Raw genomic sequence first — 16,943 nt, 5'->3', positions numbered from 1 at the left:
GCCTCGGTCAGCCCGCGGGCGGGCCCGCCGACGTGCCGAGGCGGGCGGCCTCGATGGCGACGAGCGCCACGGGCTCGGCCTTCCCGCGGAGCGGGGCGTCGCCCAGCGGTTCGGTGGTGGTCTCCTCGAGCGCCGGCATCCGCGCGTGGAGCGCCTCCGAGACGATCAGCCGCCGTCCGCGCGGCCGGCACTCGCCCTCGATCCGCGCCGCCGTGTTGACCACGTCGCCCGAGTGGACGATGTCGCGCTTGAGGTCGCCGACCTCGGCCGTGACGACCCAGCCGCCGTGGCAGCCCGCCTTGAACCGCGGGACCTCGCCGTAGCGCTGGCGGTAGCGCTCGGCGCGGGCCTCGATCCGGGCGTCGACGAGGAAGAAGAACCGGAGCGGCGCCGCGTCGCGCTCGGCCCGCTTCATCGGCCACGACACCATCACCTCATCGCCCACGTACTGGACGATCCGGCCGCCCGTGGCGAGGACCGGCTCGGCGACGTCGGCGAAGAAGTCGTTCTTGAAGTCGGTGAAGGCGAGCGGACCGAGGCGCTCGGCCCACGCCGTCGAGTCGGTGAGGTCGAGGAACACGAACGCGCGCTCCTCGCGGACCGGCCGCCGGTAGCGCCCGACCAGGAGGGCCAGCAGCGTCTCCGGCCCGAGGACCCGTCGGAGTTGAAGGTTCAGGTTGATGAGGAAGGAGGCTCCGACGAGGAGCACGAACATCAGGCCGATGTTGCTCTCGCGCACGAACGACCAGAACTGCGGCGACCGCAGGACCTCGGCCGGCGACTCCCTGCGCTCGACCCACAACACGACAGTGATGATCGCGAGCATGCCCAGGATCACGGCGAGGGCGTAGGCGACGGTCCGAGCCGCGAGTGCCGCGCCGAGCGGGAACCGCCGCCCGGCGCGGGCCAGCGGTCCGGTCTCGAGCCACGCCCCGACGCCTCCGAGCACGACCCCGAGGATGGCCGACCGCGTAATCGCCGTGGCGACGGTCTCGCCCTGTGGCGGCTCGATCCCCACCACGCGGGCGGCCACGAAGGCGGTGACCGTCCACGCCACGATGAGTGACGGGGCGAGCCGCGCGGCCTGCCGCCCGTGGCTGGTTCCGAGGCGCGGCCGGCCCACGCGCTAGGCGGCCGGCGACTGCGGCGCCGTGTGCGCCGTGAGCCACGCGATCGCCGCCTCCGACCCCTCCGGCGTGTACGTCCGGATCTCGATGCCCGGGAGGAGCTTGCCTTCGACGTCGGCGAGCGTCCGAAGCCAGGCCTTGTCGCTGACGACGGCGTACCGCGCGAACCGGTGCCACTCGCCGAGGGCTTTGATCGCGTGGGCGAGGTCTTCCACGAGGCCCGCCAGCGTGACGCCGCCGAGGTCGACCACCTCGGCGTAGAGCCCGATCGTCTCGGCCTCGTCGAGCGCGGCGTCGAGCGACGCCCACGCGAGCTCGACGTCCTCCTTGGTGACCTTCCCGCTCACGCGGAAGGCGACGACGTCGGGGCCGGGGGAGGGGAGGAGTTCGAGCATGGCGGAGGGGACGGTGTCGAGCGCCGACGCCGGCGGCGCTTGGAAGGTCCCGCCTCGGCCCGCCTACGGAGGGACCGAGGCGGGCGGGCTCGGGTCCGGGCTCAGAGCCGGTCGGGCGCCGCCAGCCGGTCGGTCACGGCCTGGAGGAAGCGGGCGGCCTCGACGCCGTGGATCGCCCGGTGGTCGAACGTCAGGGAGAGCGCGATCCGGTGGCCTGGCCGGCAGCCGTCGTCGCCGGGTTCGCAGACGGCGCGGACACGGCCGACGCCTAGCGTCGCGACCATGTTGCCGACGAGGATCGGCGTGAAGTGGTCGACGCCGAACGAGGCGAAGGAGGCCAGCGTGAACGTCGTGTTGCGGGTGTCGTTGAGGCTGAGGTCGCCGGCCTCGGCGCGGGCGGCCATCCGTCGGAAGGCGCCGTCGAGTTCGCGGAGCGGGAGCCCCTCGGCCCCCGCGATGACGGGCACGATCACGCCCTTCTCCAAGACCACCATCAGCCCCAGGTTGACGGAGCGGTGGACGTTCAGCCCCTCGACCCCGATCCGCGCATTGACGTGGGGGTGGGCCTGGAGCGCCCCCACGAGCGCGCGCCCGACGACGGCCTCGACCGAGACCGCGTCACTCTCGGGCTGAGCCGCTCGGAAGGCGACGAGCGGGCCGGCATCGGCGTCGGTGTGGAGCGTGGCCTGCGCGCTCTGCTGGAGCGCCTCGTGCATGGTCCGGCCGTTGAGGACCTGGAGTCGGGAGAGCGGGACGGTCGTGTGCATCGCTACGGGGCGTGGATGACGGCGACCGTCGCCCCGAGACCGACCGGGGCGCCCTCCTCGCGCTGGATCTCGAGCACGCCGCTCGCCGGCGCCTCCAGCACCAGCGACACCTTGTCGACCATGACCTCGGCGAGCGGGGCGCCGGCCTCGACGCGGGCGCCGTCGGCGGCCAGCCATTCGGCGAGGACGGCCTCCTCGGTGCCGTCGGACTCCCACAGCGACGTGGGGATGGTCACGGGGGTCGAGTCGGCCATGGCGCGGAACGGCGGGGTCGACAGAGTACGACACCGCCCGCCTCGACGCGGCAGCGGAGGCTCCGAGACGCCGTGGGGGCGACTCGGCGAGTCGCCCCCACGGTTGCGCTGCGGTCTGGTGCGCCGGTCGGCTCCCCGAGGCGGGCGGGGCTACGTGGCCGGGACCGGGGCCGGGACGAGCTCGCCGCTCGAGGACCCGTCGCCCGCCAGCGGCGTGCTCGAGTGCAGGTCCGGCTCGGGCGCGTCGTCGGGCTGGCGGGCCGCGGCGAAGCGGAGCGCGATGCTGTCGAACGCCGAGTACATCACTGGCACGATGACGAGCGTGAGGAACGTCGCGAACGTCAGGCCCGAGATGATCGCCGTGCCCATCGGGCCCCAGAACTGCGTGTTCTCGGAGCCGATCGAGAACGACGGGTCGAGGTCGACCATCAGCCCGACGAAGTCGATGTTGATCCCGAACGTGAGCGGGATGAGCCCGATGACCGTCGTAAACGCCGTCAGGAGGACCGGCCGGAGGCGCGTCGCGCCGCCGTCGATGATGGCCTCCTGCTTGTCCTCGCCGCGGTCGCGGAGCTGCTCGATGTAGTCGACGAGCACGATCGCGTTGTTCACGACGATGCCGGCCAGGGAGATCAGCCCGACGAACGTCATGAGCCCGAACGGCGTCCGCGTCAGGATCAGGCCGAGCATCACGCCGATGAGCGAGAGCCCGACCGCGACCATGATGATGAGCGGGTTCTTGATCGAGTTGAACTGGGCGATGAGGATGATCGTGATGAGCGCGAGGCCCATCAGGAGCGCCGTCGTGAGGAAGCCGAAGCTCTCGTTCTGCTCCTCGTTCGCGCCCGTGTAGGCGACGGTGTAGCCCGGCGGGATGTCGTCAAGCGTCGGCGCCAGCTCGGCCTGGACCTGGGCGAGCACGGCGTTCGCGTTGGCGCCCGGCGCCGCGTCGCCGAGGACCGTCACGACGCGCTCCTGGTCGAGCCGCGTGACGCTCCCGAGCCCGGAGGCCGGCTCGATCCGGGCCACGGCCACGAGCGGGATCTGCTGGCCCTCGTTGAGGACCGTCAGCGACTCGATCTGGCGGAGGCTCTGGCGATCGGCCTCGCGGAGGCGGACCGTGATGTCGTACTCGTCCTTGCCGTCGCGCCACTGGCTGGCCTCGACGCCGTTGACGGCGCCGCGGACCGCCAGCGCCACCTGCTGCGTGGAGAGCCCGAAGGCCGCCGCGCGCTCGCGGTCGATCTCGACGCGGTACTCCGGCCGGCCCGAGTTGAGGTTGTCGCGGATGTCGACGAGCCCCTCGATCCGGCCCGCCTCGACGCCGGCCTCGAGCTGGGATTTGAGGTCGTTGGCGAGGTCCTGGATCCCCTCGAACTCGGGGCCCGAGACCTCGATGTTGACCGCGGCGCCGGTCGGCGGGCCGTTCTCGTCCTGCTCCACCTGGAGGTCGACGCCCGGCAGGCCCGTCAGCGCCGCGCGGATGCGCCGGAGCGTCTCCGAGGACGACTCGGACCGCTGCTCGTAGTCGACCATGTTGAGCGTGACCGACGACCTCTCGGCGCTCGCCGAGCCGCCGCCGAACATCGCGTCGCCGCCGACGCCGACCGACGTCGCCACGTCGCGCGTGTTGCCGGCCGTGCCCTCGTCGGTCTCGATGAGGTTCTGGACGCGGGCGAAGACGTCCTCGGCGACCTCGTTCGAGCGCTCGATGTTGGTCCCGATGGGCGCCTCGGCCGTGATCTGGACCTGGTTGGGGTCCGTGGTTGGGAAGAATTCGACGCCGGTCGGGGCCACGAAGAACAGGGCGATCACGCCGACGAGCACGCCGAGCGTGGCCGTCAGCAACCGCGCGCGGTTGTCCGTGAGGACCACATAGGGCGAGCCGAACACCGTCTGCTTTCGCGCCCGCTCGCGACGCCCGCCCGGTCCGAACAGCACGCCGAGGCCGCCGAACCCGGCGACGAGGGCCGGCAGGAGGAACATCCCGATGAGGACCTCGACGCCCTCCACGCTCGACAGGTCGATCCGCCCGGCCAGCGTCAGGAGGACGGCCAGCACGGCGACGATGGCGCCGAAGATGAGTCCCGCCTTGACGCTCGCGCGCCCGCCGAGGTAGGCCGTCTCCAGGCTGTGGAACACGATGGCGAGGATGCCGACGAGGAGCGCGAGGCCACCGGGAATGATCAGGAGGAAGCCGGCCGGTGCCGCGGCGGCGTTGAGCGCGGCGCCCGCGACGAGGAGCAGGAACCCGCCCGTGAAGCTGCCCAGCGCGAACGTATTGCGGAGGAGCCCACGGCGGACCGAGTAGTCCCGCTGGAGCATCCACTTGAGGAAGCGGCGATAGGCGTCCGTCATGCGCGGGACGGTCCGCCCGGCGAACCGGCGGTGGGCCGGCTCGAGCGCGTTCCGGTAGAGCAGGACGAGGGCCGGGACCGCGACGGCCAGGAAGATCAACGTCTTCCAGTTGGCGATGCCGACGACGAGCGCCGTGAAGGCGACGAGCCCGAGCCCGATCATCCGGCCGCGGCGGCTCGGCTGGCGGGTCTTCCGCGCGGCCTCCTCCTCGCGGAGCTCGGCGTCGGTCTTGACGAAGAAGCCGGCCACGACCGGGTTGATCACGAGCGCCACGAACAGCGACGACGTCAGCGTCACGATGAGCGTCATCGGCATGTAGCTCATGAACTTGCCGATGATGCCCGGCCACAGGAGCATCGGGGCGAACGCCGCGACGGTCGTCGCCGTCGAGGCGGCCACGGCCAGGGCGACCTCGGCCGTCCCCTTCCGCGCGGCCTCCCACCGGCCGTAGCCCTCCTCCCGGAACCGGTAGATGTTCTCGATGATGACGACCGCGTTGTCGACCAGCATCCCCAGCGCGATGATCAGCGAGAAGAGGATGATGAAGTTGAGCGTCTGGCCCATCACCGAGAAGACCAGGAAGCTCACGAACATCGACAGCGGGATCGCGAGGCCCACCAGCGACGCGTTCCGGACGCCGAGGAAGAACAGGAGCACCGCGATCACGAAGATGATGCCCGCGATGATGTTGTTCTCGAGGTCCTTGACGAGGATCTCGACGCTCTCCGACTGGTCGCCCGTGAGGACGTACTCGGTGCCCGACGGGAACGCGAAGCCCGCGATGGCCTCCTCGACGCCGTCAACGACTTCGATGATGTTCTCGCCCGAGGACTTCTTGACGTTGAGCCGGATGACCTGGAGGTTCTCGGCGTCGGAGACCGGGACGAACTCGCCGTCCTCGTTCTCCCGCTGGACGACCTCGAGGCGGGCGTAGCTGGCCCGCTCCTTGTACCCGAACGTCACGTCGGCGAGGTCGCGGACGTAGACCGGCGTCCCGCCCGGCGAGGCCACGACGAGGTCGAGGATCTCGTCCGGGCTGTCGAACTCACCGTTGACGCGGACGAGGTAGTTCTCCGGGCCGACGTCGACGGAGCCGCCGGGGATGTTGGCGTTCTCCGTCTGGACGGCCGCCACGACGTCGTCGACCGAGAGGCCGGCGCCCTGGAGCGCCGCGAGGTCGACGTCGACCTGGACCTCGCGCTCGAGGCCGCCGAGGAGGTCGACGCCGGACACGCCGGGGACGCCCTCGATCTCGTCCTGGAGGTCCTCGGCCGTCGAGCGGAGCTGGGTCAGCGAGCCCTCCGTGAGGAGGTTGACCGTGACGATCGGGAAGTCGGCGAAGTCGATGTCGGAGACGATCGGCTCCTCGACGTCCGTCGGGAACTCGACCTTGGCCACGTCGACCGCCTCGCGGACCTCGCGGCTGGCCTCGTCGATGTCCTTGTCGGGCAGGAACTCGGCGATGACCGTCGAGACGCCCTCCGTCGACGTGCTCCGGAGCACGTCGAGCCCGGTGATCGTGGCCACCTCGCGCTCGATCTCCTGCGTGATGATCGACTCGACGTCGTCCGGGCTCGCGCCCGGGTAGATCGTCGTGACGACGATGGTGGCGAACTCGATCTGCGGCTGGCTCTCCTTCGGGAGCGCGACGTACGCCACGAGCCCGCCGATCGTCAGCGCGAGCATGAGGACGACGACGGCCGTCCGGTTCGAGATCGCGAGGTCGGTAATATTCATCGGACGAGGGGGTGGGGACGGGGGACGCGCGGCGGGAGGGCCGCCACGCATCGGGCCTCGTTAGTCTTCTCGGACGGCGTCGCCCGTGGGGCGGACGCGGCTGGCGGCACGGGCGGGCGTGCGGGTGGCGACGGCCACTTCGCGCGTCTCGGTCACGCGGACGCGGTCGCCCTCGGCGAGGTCGCCGGCGCCCGAGACGATGACCTGGTCGCCGGCCTCGACGCCGGAGCGGAGGACGACGGTGTCGCCGGCGCTCGGGCCGAGCTCGACGACGCGGCGGGACGCGACGGCCCCGGCCGTGTCCTGGGCCACGACGAACACGCTCGTTCCGCGCTCGTCGCGCACGACGGCCTCGGTCGGGACCACGATCGCGTTCTCGAGGATCTGGCGCGTGACGTCCATCCGGACGACCATCGACGGCTTGAGGGACCGGTCGGCGTTCTCGACGGCGACCTCGATCGGGAACGTCCGCGAGGCCTCGTCGATGGCGAGGCCGACGAACGAGACGCGCCCGCCCCTCGCCTCGGCCTCGTAGGCGTTGGGCATGACCTGGACCTGCGTGCCCTGCTCGATCTCACCCGCGTACCGCTCCGGCACGCCAGCCGTGACCTTCACGCTGCCGGAGCCCACCAGTCGGACGACCGGCTGCCCGGGCGACGCGAGCTCGCCGGCCTCCTGGAGCCGCGCCTCGACGACGCCCGAGAACGGGGCGACGACGCGCGTGCTGGCGAGCTGGCTCTGGGCGCTCGCGACGCCAGCGTCGCCGGCCTGGGACTGCGCGCGGGCCGCGTTGACGCCCTCGCGGGCGGCGCGGAGCTGGCCCTGCGCCTGCGCGATCCCGGCGTCGGCCTGGGCCACCTGGGCGCGGGCCTGCGCGAGCTGGCTCTCGACGTTGCGGAACTCGAGCGCGCTCAAGATCGAGTCGCGGTAGAGCGGGTACTGGCGGCGGTACTGGTCCTGGGCGAGGTCGAGCTGGGCCTGGGCGGCCTCGCGCTGGGCGCGGGCGGCCTGAACGCCGGCCTCGGCGCCGGCCACCTGGGCCTGCGCCTGGCTCACGCCAGCCCGACCCTGCGCGGCCTGCGCGCGGGCGCTCGCGACGCCGGCCTGCTGCGTGGTCGCGCGGACCTGCGCGACCGTCTGCCCGGCCCGCACGAACGTGCCCACGGGCGCCACGTACGTCAGCATGCCGGGCACGTCGGGCGAGAGCGACGCGTCGTTGTTGGCGTCGACGGTGCCGGTAAGCTCGATGGTGTCCTCGAAGTAACCGGGGTCGGCGACGACGACCTCGACGGGGACGGCCCGGTCGGCCGGGGCCTCGACCTCGTCGGCGGTCTCGGGGCCGGGCTGGCACGCCGCGAGGGCGAGCGCCGCCAGCAGGGCGGTGGTGAAGCGACGGAGGGGGCGCATGGCTGCGGGGGACGGGCGGTCCGGGGGGGTGAAGCGGGCGGGGGCGCCGCCGAGGCGGGCCGTGTCGGGCGTCGTCATCGGGGCGAGTCGGTGCCGCCGGTGGGTGTGAGGGGCGCCGCCTCGGGGACGGCGTCGGTCTGGAGCGAGGCCGGAATCCGGGGCGAGGGCTCCGGGCGCGGCGCGAGGTCGAGCGGCTCGGGCTCGATCGTGCCCGTGGCCCGCTCGTAGGCGCTCCGCGCGACGAGGGCGTCGTAGACGGCCTGGAGGTAGTTGAGCCGCGCCACGTCGAGGTTCTGGCTCGACGTGCGGACGTCGAGCTGCGTGGCGACGCCCTCCTGGAGGCGGGCGCTCGCGAAGGCGAAGGCCGTCTCGGCCGTCGCGACCGTCTGCGCCTGGGTGCCGAGGCGGCGCTCCGCGCTCTGGAGCTGGCGGACGGCCTGGGCCACCTCGAGCGCCGCGGCGTTCCGGGCCTGCTCGAGCTGGATCTCGGCCTGATCCACCGCGATCTGGTTTTGCTGGATGCGGCGCCGCGTCTGGAAGCCGTCGAACAGGAGCCAGTTCATCCGGAGGCCGACCGAGAGCGCCGGCTGCCAGTAGGCCTCCGAGAAAAAGTCGGTCGAGCCGGCCTCGAACGTGAACGGGTCCGACGGGTCCGGATTCGTCAGGAAGCTCCGGTCGTCGGGAATGTTGCCGCTGTAGCTCGCGTTGACGAACGCGCTGAGGCTGGGGTAGAGGCCGGCCTTCGTGATGTCGCGCTGGACCTCGTTGAGACGCACGGCGAGCGCGGCCTGCTGGATGTCCGGCCGGAGGTCGAGGGCCCGCGCGGAGGCGGCCGCGAGGCCGACCGTCTGGAACAGGGCCTCCTCCGGCGGCGCCAACTCACCCACCAATTCGACCGGCGCGTCGACCGGCAGCCCGAGCGTGAGGAGCAGCTGGTCGCGGGCCGACTCGGCCTGGGCCTCGGCCGTCACCACGCCGGTCTCGGCGTTGGCCAGGTCGACCTCGGCGTTGAGCCGCTCGAGCACGGGCCGGACGCCCTGCGCCACGAGGAGGGAAGCGTCGTCGAACGTCTCGCGCGAGCGGTCGAGGGACGCGCGTTGGACCGCCGCCTGCTCCTGCGCCAGGAGCGCGCCGTAGAACGCCTGCCGCGTCTGGTCGATCGTCTCGTCCTCCCGCTGCGCCACGGCCGACTCGTTGATCTCGACGAGCGCCCGCGCGCCCTTGACGGCGGCGAACGCCGTGCCCGAGTAGATCGGCTGGCTGAGCGAGAGGGTATTTGTGAACTGGTTGTCCGTCCCGAACGGGTTCGACGAGTCGGCCGGGTTGTAACCGACCGCCGCCTGGCCCTCGCCGACGCGCCGCTGGTACTCGGCGAGCGAGATCGGCTGCGTGGTCGGGTCGTCGTCGGTCCGCGCCTGCTCGTTGAACTGGAGCCAGCCGATGGCGCCGAGCCCGCTGAACAGGCTGCCGGCGGACGAGCCGGCGAAGGGGTTGGCCTGGACCACGTTCCGCGTGTAGCTCGACGAGGCGTCGACGCGCGGGAGGAGCTGGCCGTAGGCCTCGCGGACCTGCGACTGCGAGTTCTCGACGTCGAGCTGGGCGAGGCGGACGGCGTAGGCGCGCTCGAGCGCGATCTGGATCGCGTCGTCGAGGGTCAGCCGGATCGTGCCCGAGGCGGGCCGGGCCGGGCCGCCCGTCGCCGGGTCGTACAGGCCGATCACGACGGCCGAGTCGCGGCCCGTGTCGGGCTGGGCGCCGGCGGGGGGCGCCGTGCCGATCGCGCCGAGCGCGAGGGCGGAGAGGGCGAGGGTGCGGGTCGTCATGCGTCGGGGGACGGGGCGCCCGCGTCCGATGACGCCGGCGCGAGGAGCCCGTCGAAAAGGACGGTCGTGATGAGGTCGGCGGTCTCGGCCGGGACGAGCTCCGGGAGCGAGGAGACGTGGTCGGGCGCGCAGTCGGTGGCCGCGTGGGCCATGAGCACGCCGCGGACGTTGCCGATGAGGAGGTGCGCGACGGGGAGGGCGGGGAGCGGACGGAGCGCGCCCGCCTCGATGGCCCGCTCGACGGCCCGCGTCACGGCCTCGGTGAACCCCGCGAACAGCTCGATGACGTGCCGCATCCGCTCGGGGTCGTGGAAGGCCCGCGGGCCCTCGGCCATGAACAGGCGGAGGGCCGAGCGGTGCGCGTCGAAGTGCTCCAAGAGGCCGACGACGAAGTCGCGGAACGCCTCCCGGGCCTCGGCGCGCGTCGCTAGCGACCGGGCCTCAGGGAGCGTCCGCTCGACGACCTCGTAGAGGCCACGGACGACGCGCTCCTCGAAGAGCGACCGGTACAGCTCGTCCTTTCCGCCGGGGAAGTAGTTGTAGAGCGTCCCCTTGCCGAACTCGGCGCGCTCGGCGATCTCGTCGAGCGTGGCGCCCTCGAACCCCTTCTCGCCAAACACGGCGAGCGCCGCGTCGAGCATGGCGAGGCGACGCGCGAGGCGCTCGCGGTCGCGGCGGCTGAGGAGGGCGTCGTCGGGGGAGGTGACTTGCAAGTGGACGATTGGTCAATAGGTGACTGGTCGGTCACCTTGGGAACTTGGGCGTCATAACGAGCCCACCGATGGCCAGTTGCGCCCCGATCGGTTAAGAGAAAGCAAAGGCTCGGGGGTGACGTCCTCGGGTCACGTGTGCAGGGCATAAGTCTGGTGCCTGCAAGCGCTTCCGGCGGCGCTGGCCTCGCTGCGGTCGCTCCCGTCGGCCCCGTTCGCACGCGCAACGTCCGCCTCGGCGGCTGTGCCGGGGCGGGAGGGGATTCGAAATCCGAGAAGCAGGGGCGGCTCGCGGAGTCGCTCCTCCCGCCGGGTGTGCCCGTTGCGCTGCCGAGGCGAGCGACGTCGGGAAGCCGGCGGCCCGAGGGTCGATCTGGAGGGTCGTCTACACGTACTCCTCCATCCCGTGGACGCCCAGGAAGTCGACGATGTCCTTGACCTTCTGGGCCTGCTCGCGGTGACATACGAGCACGGCGTCGCCGGTGTCGACCACGACGGCGTCTTCCATCCCGACGAGCACGAGGAGCCGGTCGTCGGCGGAGCGGGCGAACGAGCGGGCCGTGTCCTTGAGGATGACGTTGCCCTCGGCCCGGTTGCCCGCGTCGTCCTTCTCCGAGAGCTCGTGGACGGCCCGCCAGTCGCCGACGTCGCTCCACCCGAACGAGCCGGGAACGACGAGGACGTCGTTGGCCTGCTCCATGATGCCGTAGTCGATCGAGATCTTCGGGCTCTGCTCGTAGGCCGCGGCGACGGCCTCGGCCTCGGTGTCGGTGCCGAAGGCGTCGACGAGCGGGGCGAACAGGCGGTGGACCTTCGGGAGGTACCGCTCGAACGCGGCCAGGATGGCGTCGGCGCGCCAGATGAACATGCCCGAGTTCCAGAGGAAGTCGCCCGCGTCGAGGAAGCGCTCGGCCGTCTGGACATCGGGCTTTTCGGCGAACGTGAGGACGTGGTGCGCGCGCGGCTTGTCGGCGGGCCCGCGGTCCTCGACGCCGTCGAGGTCGCCGTCGGCGTCGAACTGGATGTAGCCGTAGCCCGTCTCCGGGTGCGTCGGCCGGATGCCGATCGTGACGAGCGGGTGGCCCCCGCTGGCGGTCTCGGTGTGGGCCGCCTCGACGGCCGCCTCGAGCACGCGGTGGAACCGCTCGACGTTGGCGATGAGGTGGTCGGCCGGGAGCACGAGCATGGTCGCGTCCGGGTCCTCGGCGATCAGCTTCGCCGCCGCGAGGGCGATGCACGGCGCCGTGTTGCGGGCGACGGGCTCGCCCAGGATGTTGCCCTCCGGCACGGCCGGGAGGTGCTCGCGCGTCTTCTCGACGTAGTCGGCGTTGGTCACGACGACCACGCGCTCGGGCTCGACGAGCGGCTGGAGCCGGGCGAACGTGCTCTGGATGAGCGACGCCGGGCCGAACACGTCGAGGAACTGCTTGGGGTGCGAGCGGCGGCTGCGCGGCCAGAACCGGCTGCCGACCCCGCCGGCCATGATGACGGCGTAGAGGGACATCGAACGGAAGGGGATCAGAGGGGGCTGCAAGATGCGACACGCCGCGGGGACCTGCCGGGCTCCCCGTTCCTACTGCCGCTGGACGATGTAATAGTCCCCGAGCCGGTCGTTCCGCCACACCATCTCGTCGCCGTCGCGCGAGACGATGGCGTACGTGGCGGCGCCGAGGTCGAGGGTCTCGCCGTCGAGCGTCCACTCGAAGTCGTTGGTTCGCGTCCGGCCGGAAAGGACCTGCTGGCTGTACGTCCCGGTGCCGTCGGGGCGGAAGGTCCAGGAGATGGTGGCGGTCGAGAGCGGGTCGCGCGGGCCGTCGGGCGTGTCGGCCGTCGCGACATGAGCCCAGGTCCCGGAGAGGCTCTCGCTCGGGGCCTCGGGGGCGGGCGCCGGGTCGGTCGGGGGCGTCTCCGAGGTGGGCGGGGCCGCCTCGGGGGGCACGTCGGCGGGGTCGGAGGCGCAGCCGGCGGCAGTGAGGAAGAGGGCGAGGGCGAGGAAGGATCGCATCGGGGAGGAGAGGGTCCTGTCTTGCTTTACGGGATCGATACCGCCGGGACCTCACGTCCTCCGCCGTGCGGAGCCTCCTGGCTTCGGGGCGGCGAGGGCTCGGTGAAGAGCGGGCGCGGCGCCGCACGGGCCCCCCGGCTCCGTTAGTCTCGCCGTCTCGCCCCCTGTGCCATGCTCAGCGACCAGACCCTCACCGTCCTCGGCGCCGGCAACATCGGCCGGGCCCTCATCGGCGGCCTCCTCCGGGGCGGCGACCTCACCGCCGACCGGATCACGGCCACGCGACGGTCCGAGGCCGGGCTCGACGAGCTCCGCCAGCGGTTCCCCGGCGTCACGGCCACCGACGACAACGCCGGGGCCGTGCGCGACGCGTCCGTCGTGCTCGTGACCGTGAAGCCGCAGAACGCGGTCGAGCTGTTCGCCGAGGTCCGCCCGCACCTCGCGCCCGGGACGCTCGTGGTCTCGACGCTGGCCGGCGTCACGACGCAGTCGCTGGCGAACGCGCTCGGGCCGGACCTTCCGGTCGTGCGCGCGATGCCCAACACGCCGGCGCTCGTGGACGAGGGGGCGACCGCCATCGCGCCCGGGGCGCACGCGACCGAGGCCCACGTGGCGCTCGCCCAGGAGATCTTCTCGGCCGTCGGCCACGTCGTCGAGGTCGTGGCAGAGCACCTCATGGACGCCGTGACGGGCCTCTCGGGGAGCGGGCCGGCCTACGTGTTCATGGTGATCGAGGCGATGACCGACGCGGGCGTCAAGCAGGGCCTCCCGCGGGCCGTCGCCCGGCGGCTCTCGATGCAGACCGTCCTCGGGGCCGCGCGCCTCGCTATCGAGACCGGCGAGCACCCGGCCGTCCTCCGCGACCAGGTCACGACGCCGGGCGGGACGACGATCTCGGCCGTCGCCGAGCTCGAGAAGCACGGGCTCCGGTCGATGTTCATCGACACCGTCGCCGCGGCGACCGAGCGGAGCCGCCAACTCGGCGAGGGCTGACCCCGCCCGCCTCGGCGCCGAGGCGGGGAGAGCGAGGCTGTTACTGCCCGAACGTCCGGAGCTTGTACGACAGGTTCAGCATGACCGTCCGGCCGAGGGCCTGCGACTGGGCGTCCTCGACGTAGAGCTCCGTTACGGTCCGCTCCACGTCGGCCTGCTGGTCGAGGAGGTCGGCAAAGGACAGGCTGACCTCGGCGAGGTCGTCGGTCAGGAACTTGTAGCCGATCCGGCCTCCCCACAGCACCTGCGTCGGGTCGACGGAGGCGTCGAGGCCGGCGTAGTGGAGCGCGCGGACGTCGGTCGCCAGCACGACGTAGGGGACCGGGAGCCACGTGAGCTCCGCGCCGGCCTGGTGGCGGACGTAGTCGTCGTCGAGCGACGGCACGGCCGAGTTCGTCACGGCCGTGTAGCGCGCGCCGTACTCGAGCGAGAAGTCGAGCCGCTCGCTGATCGCGCTCCCGAGGAACAGCCGGCCGTCGATGCCGAGCTGGTCGGTCACGTTCTCGTAGCCGTCGACGAGGCCGGGCGTGCTGGAGTAGCTCGCGCCGAGCGAGACGTTCGCGTTGCTCTTCAAGAGACCGACGGGCCGGCCGTAGGTGGCGAGCGCGCGGGCGTTCCAGTACCCGTCGAGGTTGACCGGCCGCGTGAGCTGCGCGCCGGCCGGGAGCACGACGCCCGGCGCGATCTCGGCGTCGCCGGTGGCGAGCGTCGTCGAGGTCACGACGGCGTTCTGGCCGTACGTCCCGCTGAGGAGGCCGAACAGGACGGAGCCGCCCTCGGCGTCGGTCCGGTTGAAGCGGGCGCGGACGGAGTGCGTCGTGCTCGGCTGGAGGTCCGGGTTGCCCGTCGTGAGGAGCAGCGGGTTCCGGTTGTCGATGACGTCTTGGAGCTGGCTGGCCGACGGCGTCTGCGTCCGCGTGCGGTAGTCGAGGTTGACGCGGCCCGTCTCGCCGAGCCCGAACCGGAGCCGGGCCGAGGGCAGGACCGACCAGTACGAGCGGTCGACGGTGAACGCCGTCGGGAGGAGCTGCTCGGCCTCCAGCCGTTCGTGCTGCACGTCGACGCCGATCTGGGCGCTCAGCCCGCTCCGGCCGCCGCGCTCGCGGCCGCCCTCCCCGCCTCGGTCGCCGCGCGGGCTGCCCCGCTCGCCGCCGCGCCCGCCCGAGCCGAACCGGAACGCGACGCCGGCCTGCTGGACGAGCGAGCGCTGATCGAGGACGCTCGAGTACGCCGAGTCCGGGAGCGTATAGGTGCCCGTCGCGTCGGCCAGCGAGGCGAGGCGGTCCGACGAGCCCCACGAGAGCTGCGGGCGGTACGAGAGCTGGAGCTGGCCGCCGGCGATCGGCTCGGTGTACTCGAGGCGCGCGCCGACCTGCTGGGAGCCGGCGTCGGTCGTGACGAGCTGGTCGACGTCGTCGTCCTCGGCGCGGCCGGTGACCGTGTAGGCCTGGTTCCGCACGCCGTCCTGCCCATTCGCCGAGCCGTCTACGCCGAGCGTGAGCGTCCGTCCGTTCGTGTCGAATCGGTGGCGGAGGAAGGCGCTGACCCCGCCCGAGAGCGCGTCGAGGTCGGCGGTGTCGACCGAGTTCGTCTCGGCGAGGAGGTCGCCCGCCGGCAGCGTCGTCAGGCCGAGGAGCGAGCCGGTCGAGGCGTTCGACTGGACCGAGAGCTGGGGGCGGACCGTGAGCTGCGTCCGCTCTGAGAGGTCGGCCTCGGCGCGGAGCGAGAGCCGGTGGTTCGTGTTCGTCCCCTCCGAGAGCTCGGTCTCGCCATAGAGCTGGGAGACGGCGCCGTTCGTGAGGTACGACCGCGTGAGCGCCGCGTCGAGCCGGTTGTCGGTCGTGTTGAAGAAGTAGCTCCCCTCGAGCTCGAGGGCCTCGTCGAACAGCTTGTCGGAGTAGCTCACGCCGAGGGCCGTCGTCTCGTTGATGCCGTCGGCGTCGTCGACGAGGAGGTCGCCGACGCTGCCGCCTCGCCCGCGGCCCCGGCCTCTGCCGCCGCGCCCGCCGCCACCCGCGACGCCGAGGAGGTCCTCGGTCGCGAAGTTCTGCTGGTCCACGTTGTTCGCCAGCCCGACGACGGTGACGCGGCGGTCGCCGCTGAGGATCGTCATGTTGCCGCCGGCGAGGTACGAGCCCTCCGGGCCGGCCCCGGCGTAGGCCCGGCCGAACTGGCCGTTCCCCATGCCCGGCCGCGTCACGATGTTGATCGTCTTCTCGGCCTCGCCGTCGTCGAAGCCCGAGAACCGCGCCGCGTCGCTCTGGCGGTCGAACACCTGGACCTCCTGGATGATCTCGGCCGGGAGCGTCGCGAGCGCGGCCTGGACGTCGGTCCCGAAGAACTCGCGGCCGTCGACGAGCACGCGGCGGACGGTCTCGCCCTCGGCCGTGACCGTCCCGTTCTCGACCGCCACGCCGGGCAGCTTCTCGACGAGGTCTCCCGCGTCCGCGTCCGGGTTGACCGGGAAGGCGTCGGCGCGGAACGCCGTCGTGTCGCCGCGGACCTCGACCCGCTGGCGCGTGGCCTCGACCTCGACGTCGCCGAGCGCCTCGGCGTCCTCCGTCAGTTCGATCGCCCCGAGATCGACCGCCTCGGTCACGGCGAGCGCCCGCTCCGCTGCGACGTAGCCGACGAACGTCACACGCAACCGGTAGGCGCCGGGCGCGACCGCGAGCCGGAACGCGCCGTCGACGTCGGCCGCTGCGCCGGTCTGCGTGCTGTCTTCGGCGATGAGGAACACGGTCGCCCCGGGCAGCGCCGCGCCTGTCTCGGCGTCGACGACGGTGCCGGCCACGGCGACCGGCGACTGGGCGAGGGTCGGGCCCGCGAGCACGGCGAGGCCGAGGAGGGCGAGGGAGAGGCGAGTCGGCATGACGGGAGGGGCCGGGGGGACGGGTGCCTCCGCCTCGGCACCGAGGCGGAGAGAGTGGGGCGGCGGGCCGGGTCAGCCGTCGCCGCGACGGCCGCGGCGGGGCTGGTTCTCTTCGCGCCAGGTCTGGTACGCGTCCATCTGCTCGGGCGTGAGGATCTCGGCGAGCTGGCGGTCGATTTCGGCACGGCGCTCGGCACGGGCGGTGCGGCGGGCCTCGCGGTCGCCGGACCCGCGCTCGCCCCGCGGCGGACGGTCGAGGCTCTCGGTCTCGAAGAGGGCGCGCACCTCGGCGGCCTGGTCGTCGGTCAGGTCGAGCGCGTCGCGGAGGGACTCGACGCGTCGCTCGATGCGGTCCTCGGTCGAGCGGTCCTGGGCAGAGGCTGTGCTCGGCAGCAGGAGGAGGCCGGTGAGGACGAGCGCCGCCGTGCCGAGCGTGCGGCGGAGGGTCGCCTTCCGGCGGGCGTAGGTGTCGCGGATCCGAGAGGAGGAGGGCAT

At 72.6% G+C, this 16,943-nt stretch carries 13 protein-coding genes; 1 reads left to right on the top strand and 12 read right to left on the bottom strand.

Annotated elements, in window-relative coordinates:
* Window positions 1-7 precede the first annotated feature (7 nt).
* The 10 genes from BSZ37_RS19720 to BSZ37_RS19675 form a co-directional block, all read right to left on the bottom strand.
* Window positions 8-1,123, bottom strand: a complete 1,116-nt coding sequence (locus BSZ37_RS19720; protein WP_095512187.1) for an adenylate/guanylate cyclase domain-containing protein — start codon at window positions 1,121-1,123, stop codon at window positions 8-10.
* Window positions 1,124-1,126: 3 nt separating this feature from the next.
* Window positions 1,127-1,522, bottom strand: coding sequence for a SpoIIAA family protein (locus BSZ37_RS19715; RefSeq protein ID WP_095512186.1), 396 nt, complete (start codon window positions 1,520-1,522; stop codon window positions 1,127-1,129).
* A 101-nt stretch (window positions 1,523-1,623) separates the two neighbouring features.
* Entirely contained in the window at window positions 1,624-2,289 is a 666-nt protein-coding gene (locus BSZ37_RS19710) for a 2-oxo acid dehydrogenase subunit E2 (RefSeq protein WP_095512185.1), read from the bottom strand.
* A 2-nt stretch (window positions 2,290-2,291) separates the two neighbouring features.
* A complete protein-coding gene (locus BSZ37_RS19705) occupies window positions 2,292-2,543 on the bottom strand; it encodes a biotin/lipoyl-containing protein (protein ID WP_095512184.1) in 252 nt (83 codons plus the stop codon).
* Window positions 2,544-2,693: 150 nt separating this feature from the next.
* Window positions 2,694-6,638 (bottom strand): efflux RND transporter permease subunit, encoded by a 3,945-nt coding sequence (locus BSZ37_RS19700; RefSeq protein WP_095512183.1) that lies wholly within the window; start codon window positions 6,636-6,638, stop codon window positions 2,694-2,696.
* A 60-nt stretch (window positions 6,639-6,698) separates the two neighbouring features.
* Complete coding sequence (locus BSZ37_RS19695) at window positions 6,699-8,045, bottom strand: efflux RND transporter periplasmic adaptor subunit (protein ID WP_179299772.1); 1,347 nt, start codon at window positions 8,043-8,045, stop codon at window positions 6,699-6,701.
* A gap of 74 nt (window positions 8,046-8,119) precedes the next feature.
* Window positions 8,120-9,868: a TolC family protein gene (locus BSZ37_RS19690; RefSeq protein ID WP_095512181.1), complete on the bottom strand. Its 1,749-nt coding sequence runs from the start codon at window positions 9,866-9,868 to the stop codon at window positions 8,120-8,122.
* Entirely contained in the window at window positions 9,865-10,581 is a 717-nt protein-coding gene (locus BSZ37_RS19685) for a TetR/AcrR family transcriptional regulator (RefSeq protein WP_218830581.1), read from the bottom strand. Before BSZ37_RS19685 ends, BSZ37_RS19690 begins: the two co-directional genes overlap by 4 nt.
* 382 nt (window positions 10,582-10,963) lie before the next feature.
* Window positions 10,964-12,082: a mannose-1-phosphate guanylyltransferase gene (locus BSZ37_RS19680; RefSeq protein ID WP_095512180.1), complete on the bottom strand. Its 1,119-nt coding sequence runs from the start codon at window positions 12,080-12,082 to the stop codon at window positions 10,964-10,966.
* A gap of 69 nt (window positions 12,083-12,151) precedes the next feature.
* Complete coding sequence (locus tag BSZ37_RS19675; RefSeq protein WP_095512179.1) at window positions 12,152-12,583, bottom strand: hypothetical protein; 432 nt, start codon at window positions 12,581-12,583, stop codon at window positions 12,152-12,154.
* Between the two features lie 171 nt (window positions 12,584-12,754).
* On the opposite strand from BSZ37_RS19675, the gene proC reads away from it, so the two are divergent.
* Window positions 12,755-13,576 (top strand): pyrroline-5-carboxylate reductase, encoded by an 822-nt coding sequence (gene proC, locus BSZ37_RS19670; protein ID WP_095512178.1) that lies wholly within the window; start codon window positions 12,755-12,757, stop codon window positions 13,574-13,576.
* A gap of 40 nt (window positions 13,577-13,616) precedes the next feature.
* On the opposite strand, the gene BSZ37_RS19665 is transcribed toward proC, so the two are convergent.
* Both BSZ37_RS19665 and BSZ37_RS19660 read right to left on the bottom strand, forming a co-directional pair.
* Entirely contained in the window at window positions 13,617-16,448 is a 2,832-nt protein-coding gene (locus BSZ37_RS19665) for a TonB-dependent receptor (protein ID WP_095512177.1), read from the bottom strand.
* 72 nt (window positions 16,449-16,520) lie between these two features.
* The gene (locus BSZ37_RS19660; RefSeq protein ID WP_095512176.1) at window positions 16,521-16,943 is read right to left on the bottom strand and encodes a hypothetical protein; all 423 of its coding nucleotides are present in this window, start codon (window positions 16,941-16,943) and stop codon (window positions 16,521-16,523) included.

The organism is Rubrivirga marina, assembly GCF_002283365.1.
Taxonomy (GTDB): Bacteria; Bacteroidota; Rhodothermia; order Rhodothermales; family Rubricoccaceae; genus Rubrivirga; species Rubrivirga marina.
The sequence above is the reverse complement of the archived record's forward strand: the minus strand, read 5'-3'. Positions and strand labels throughout refer to the sequence as shown.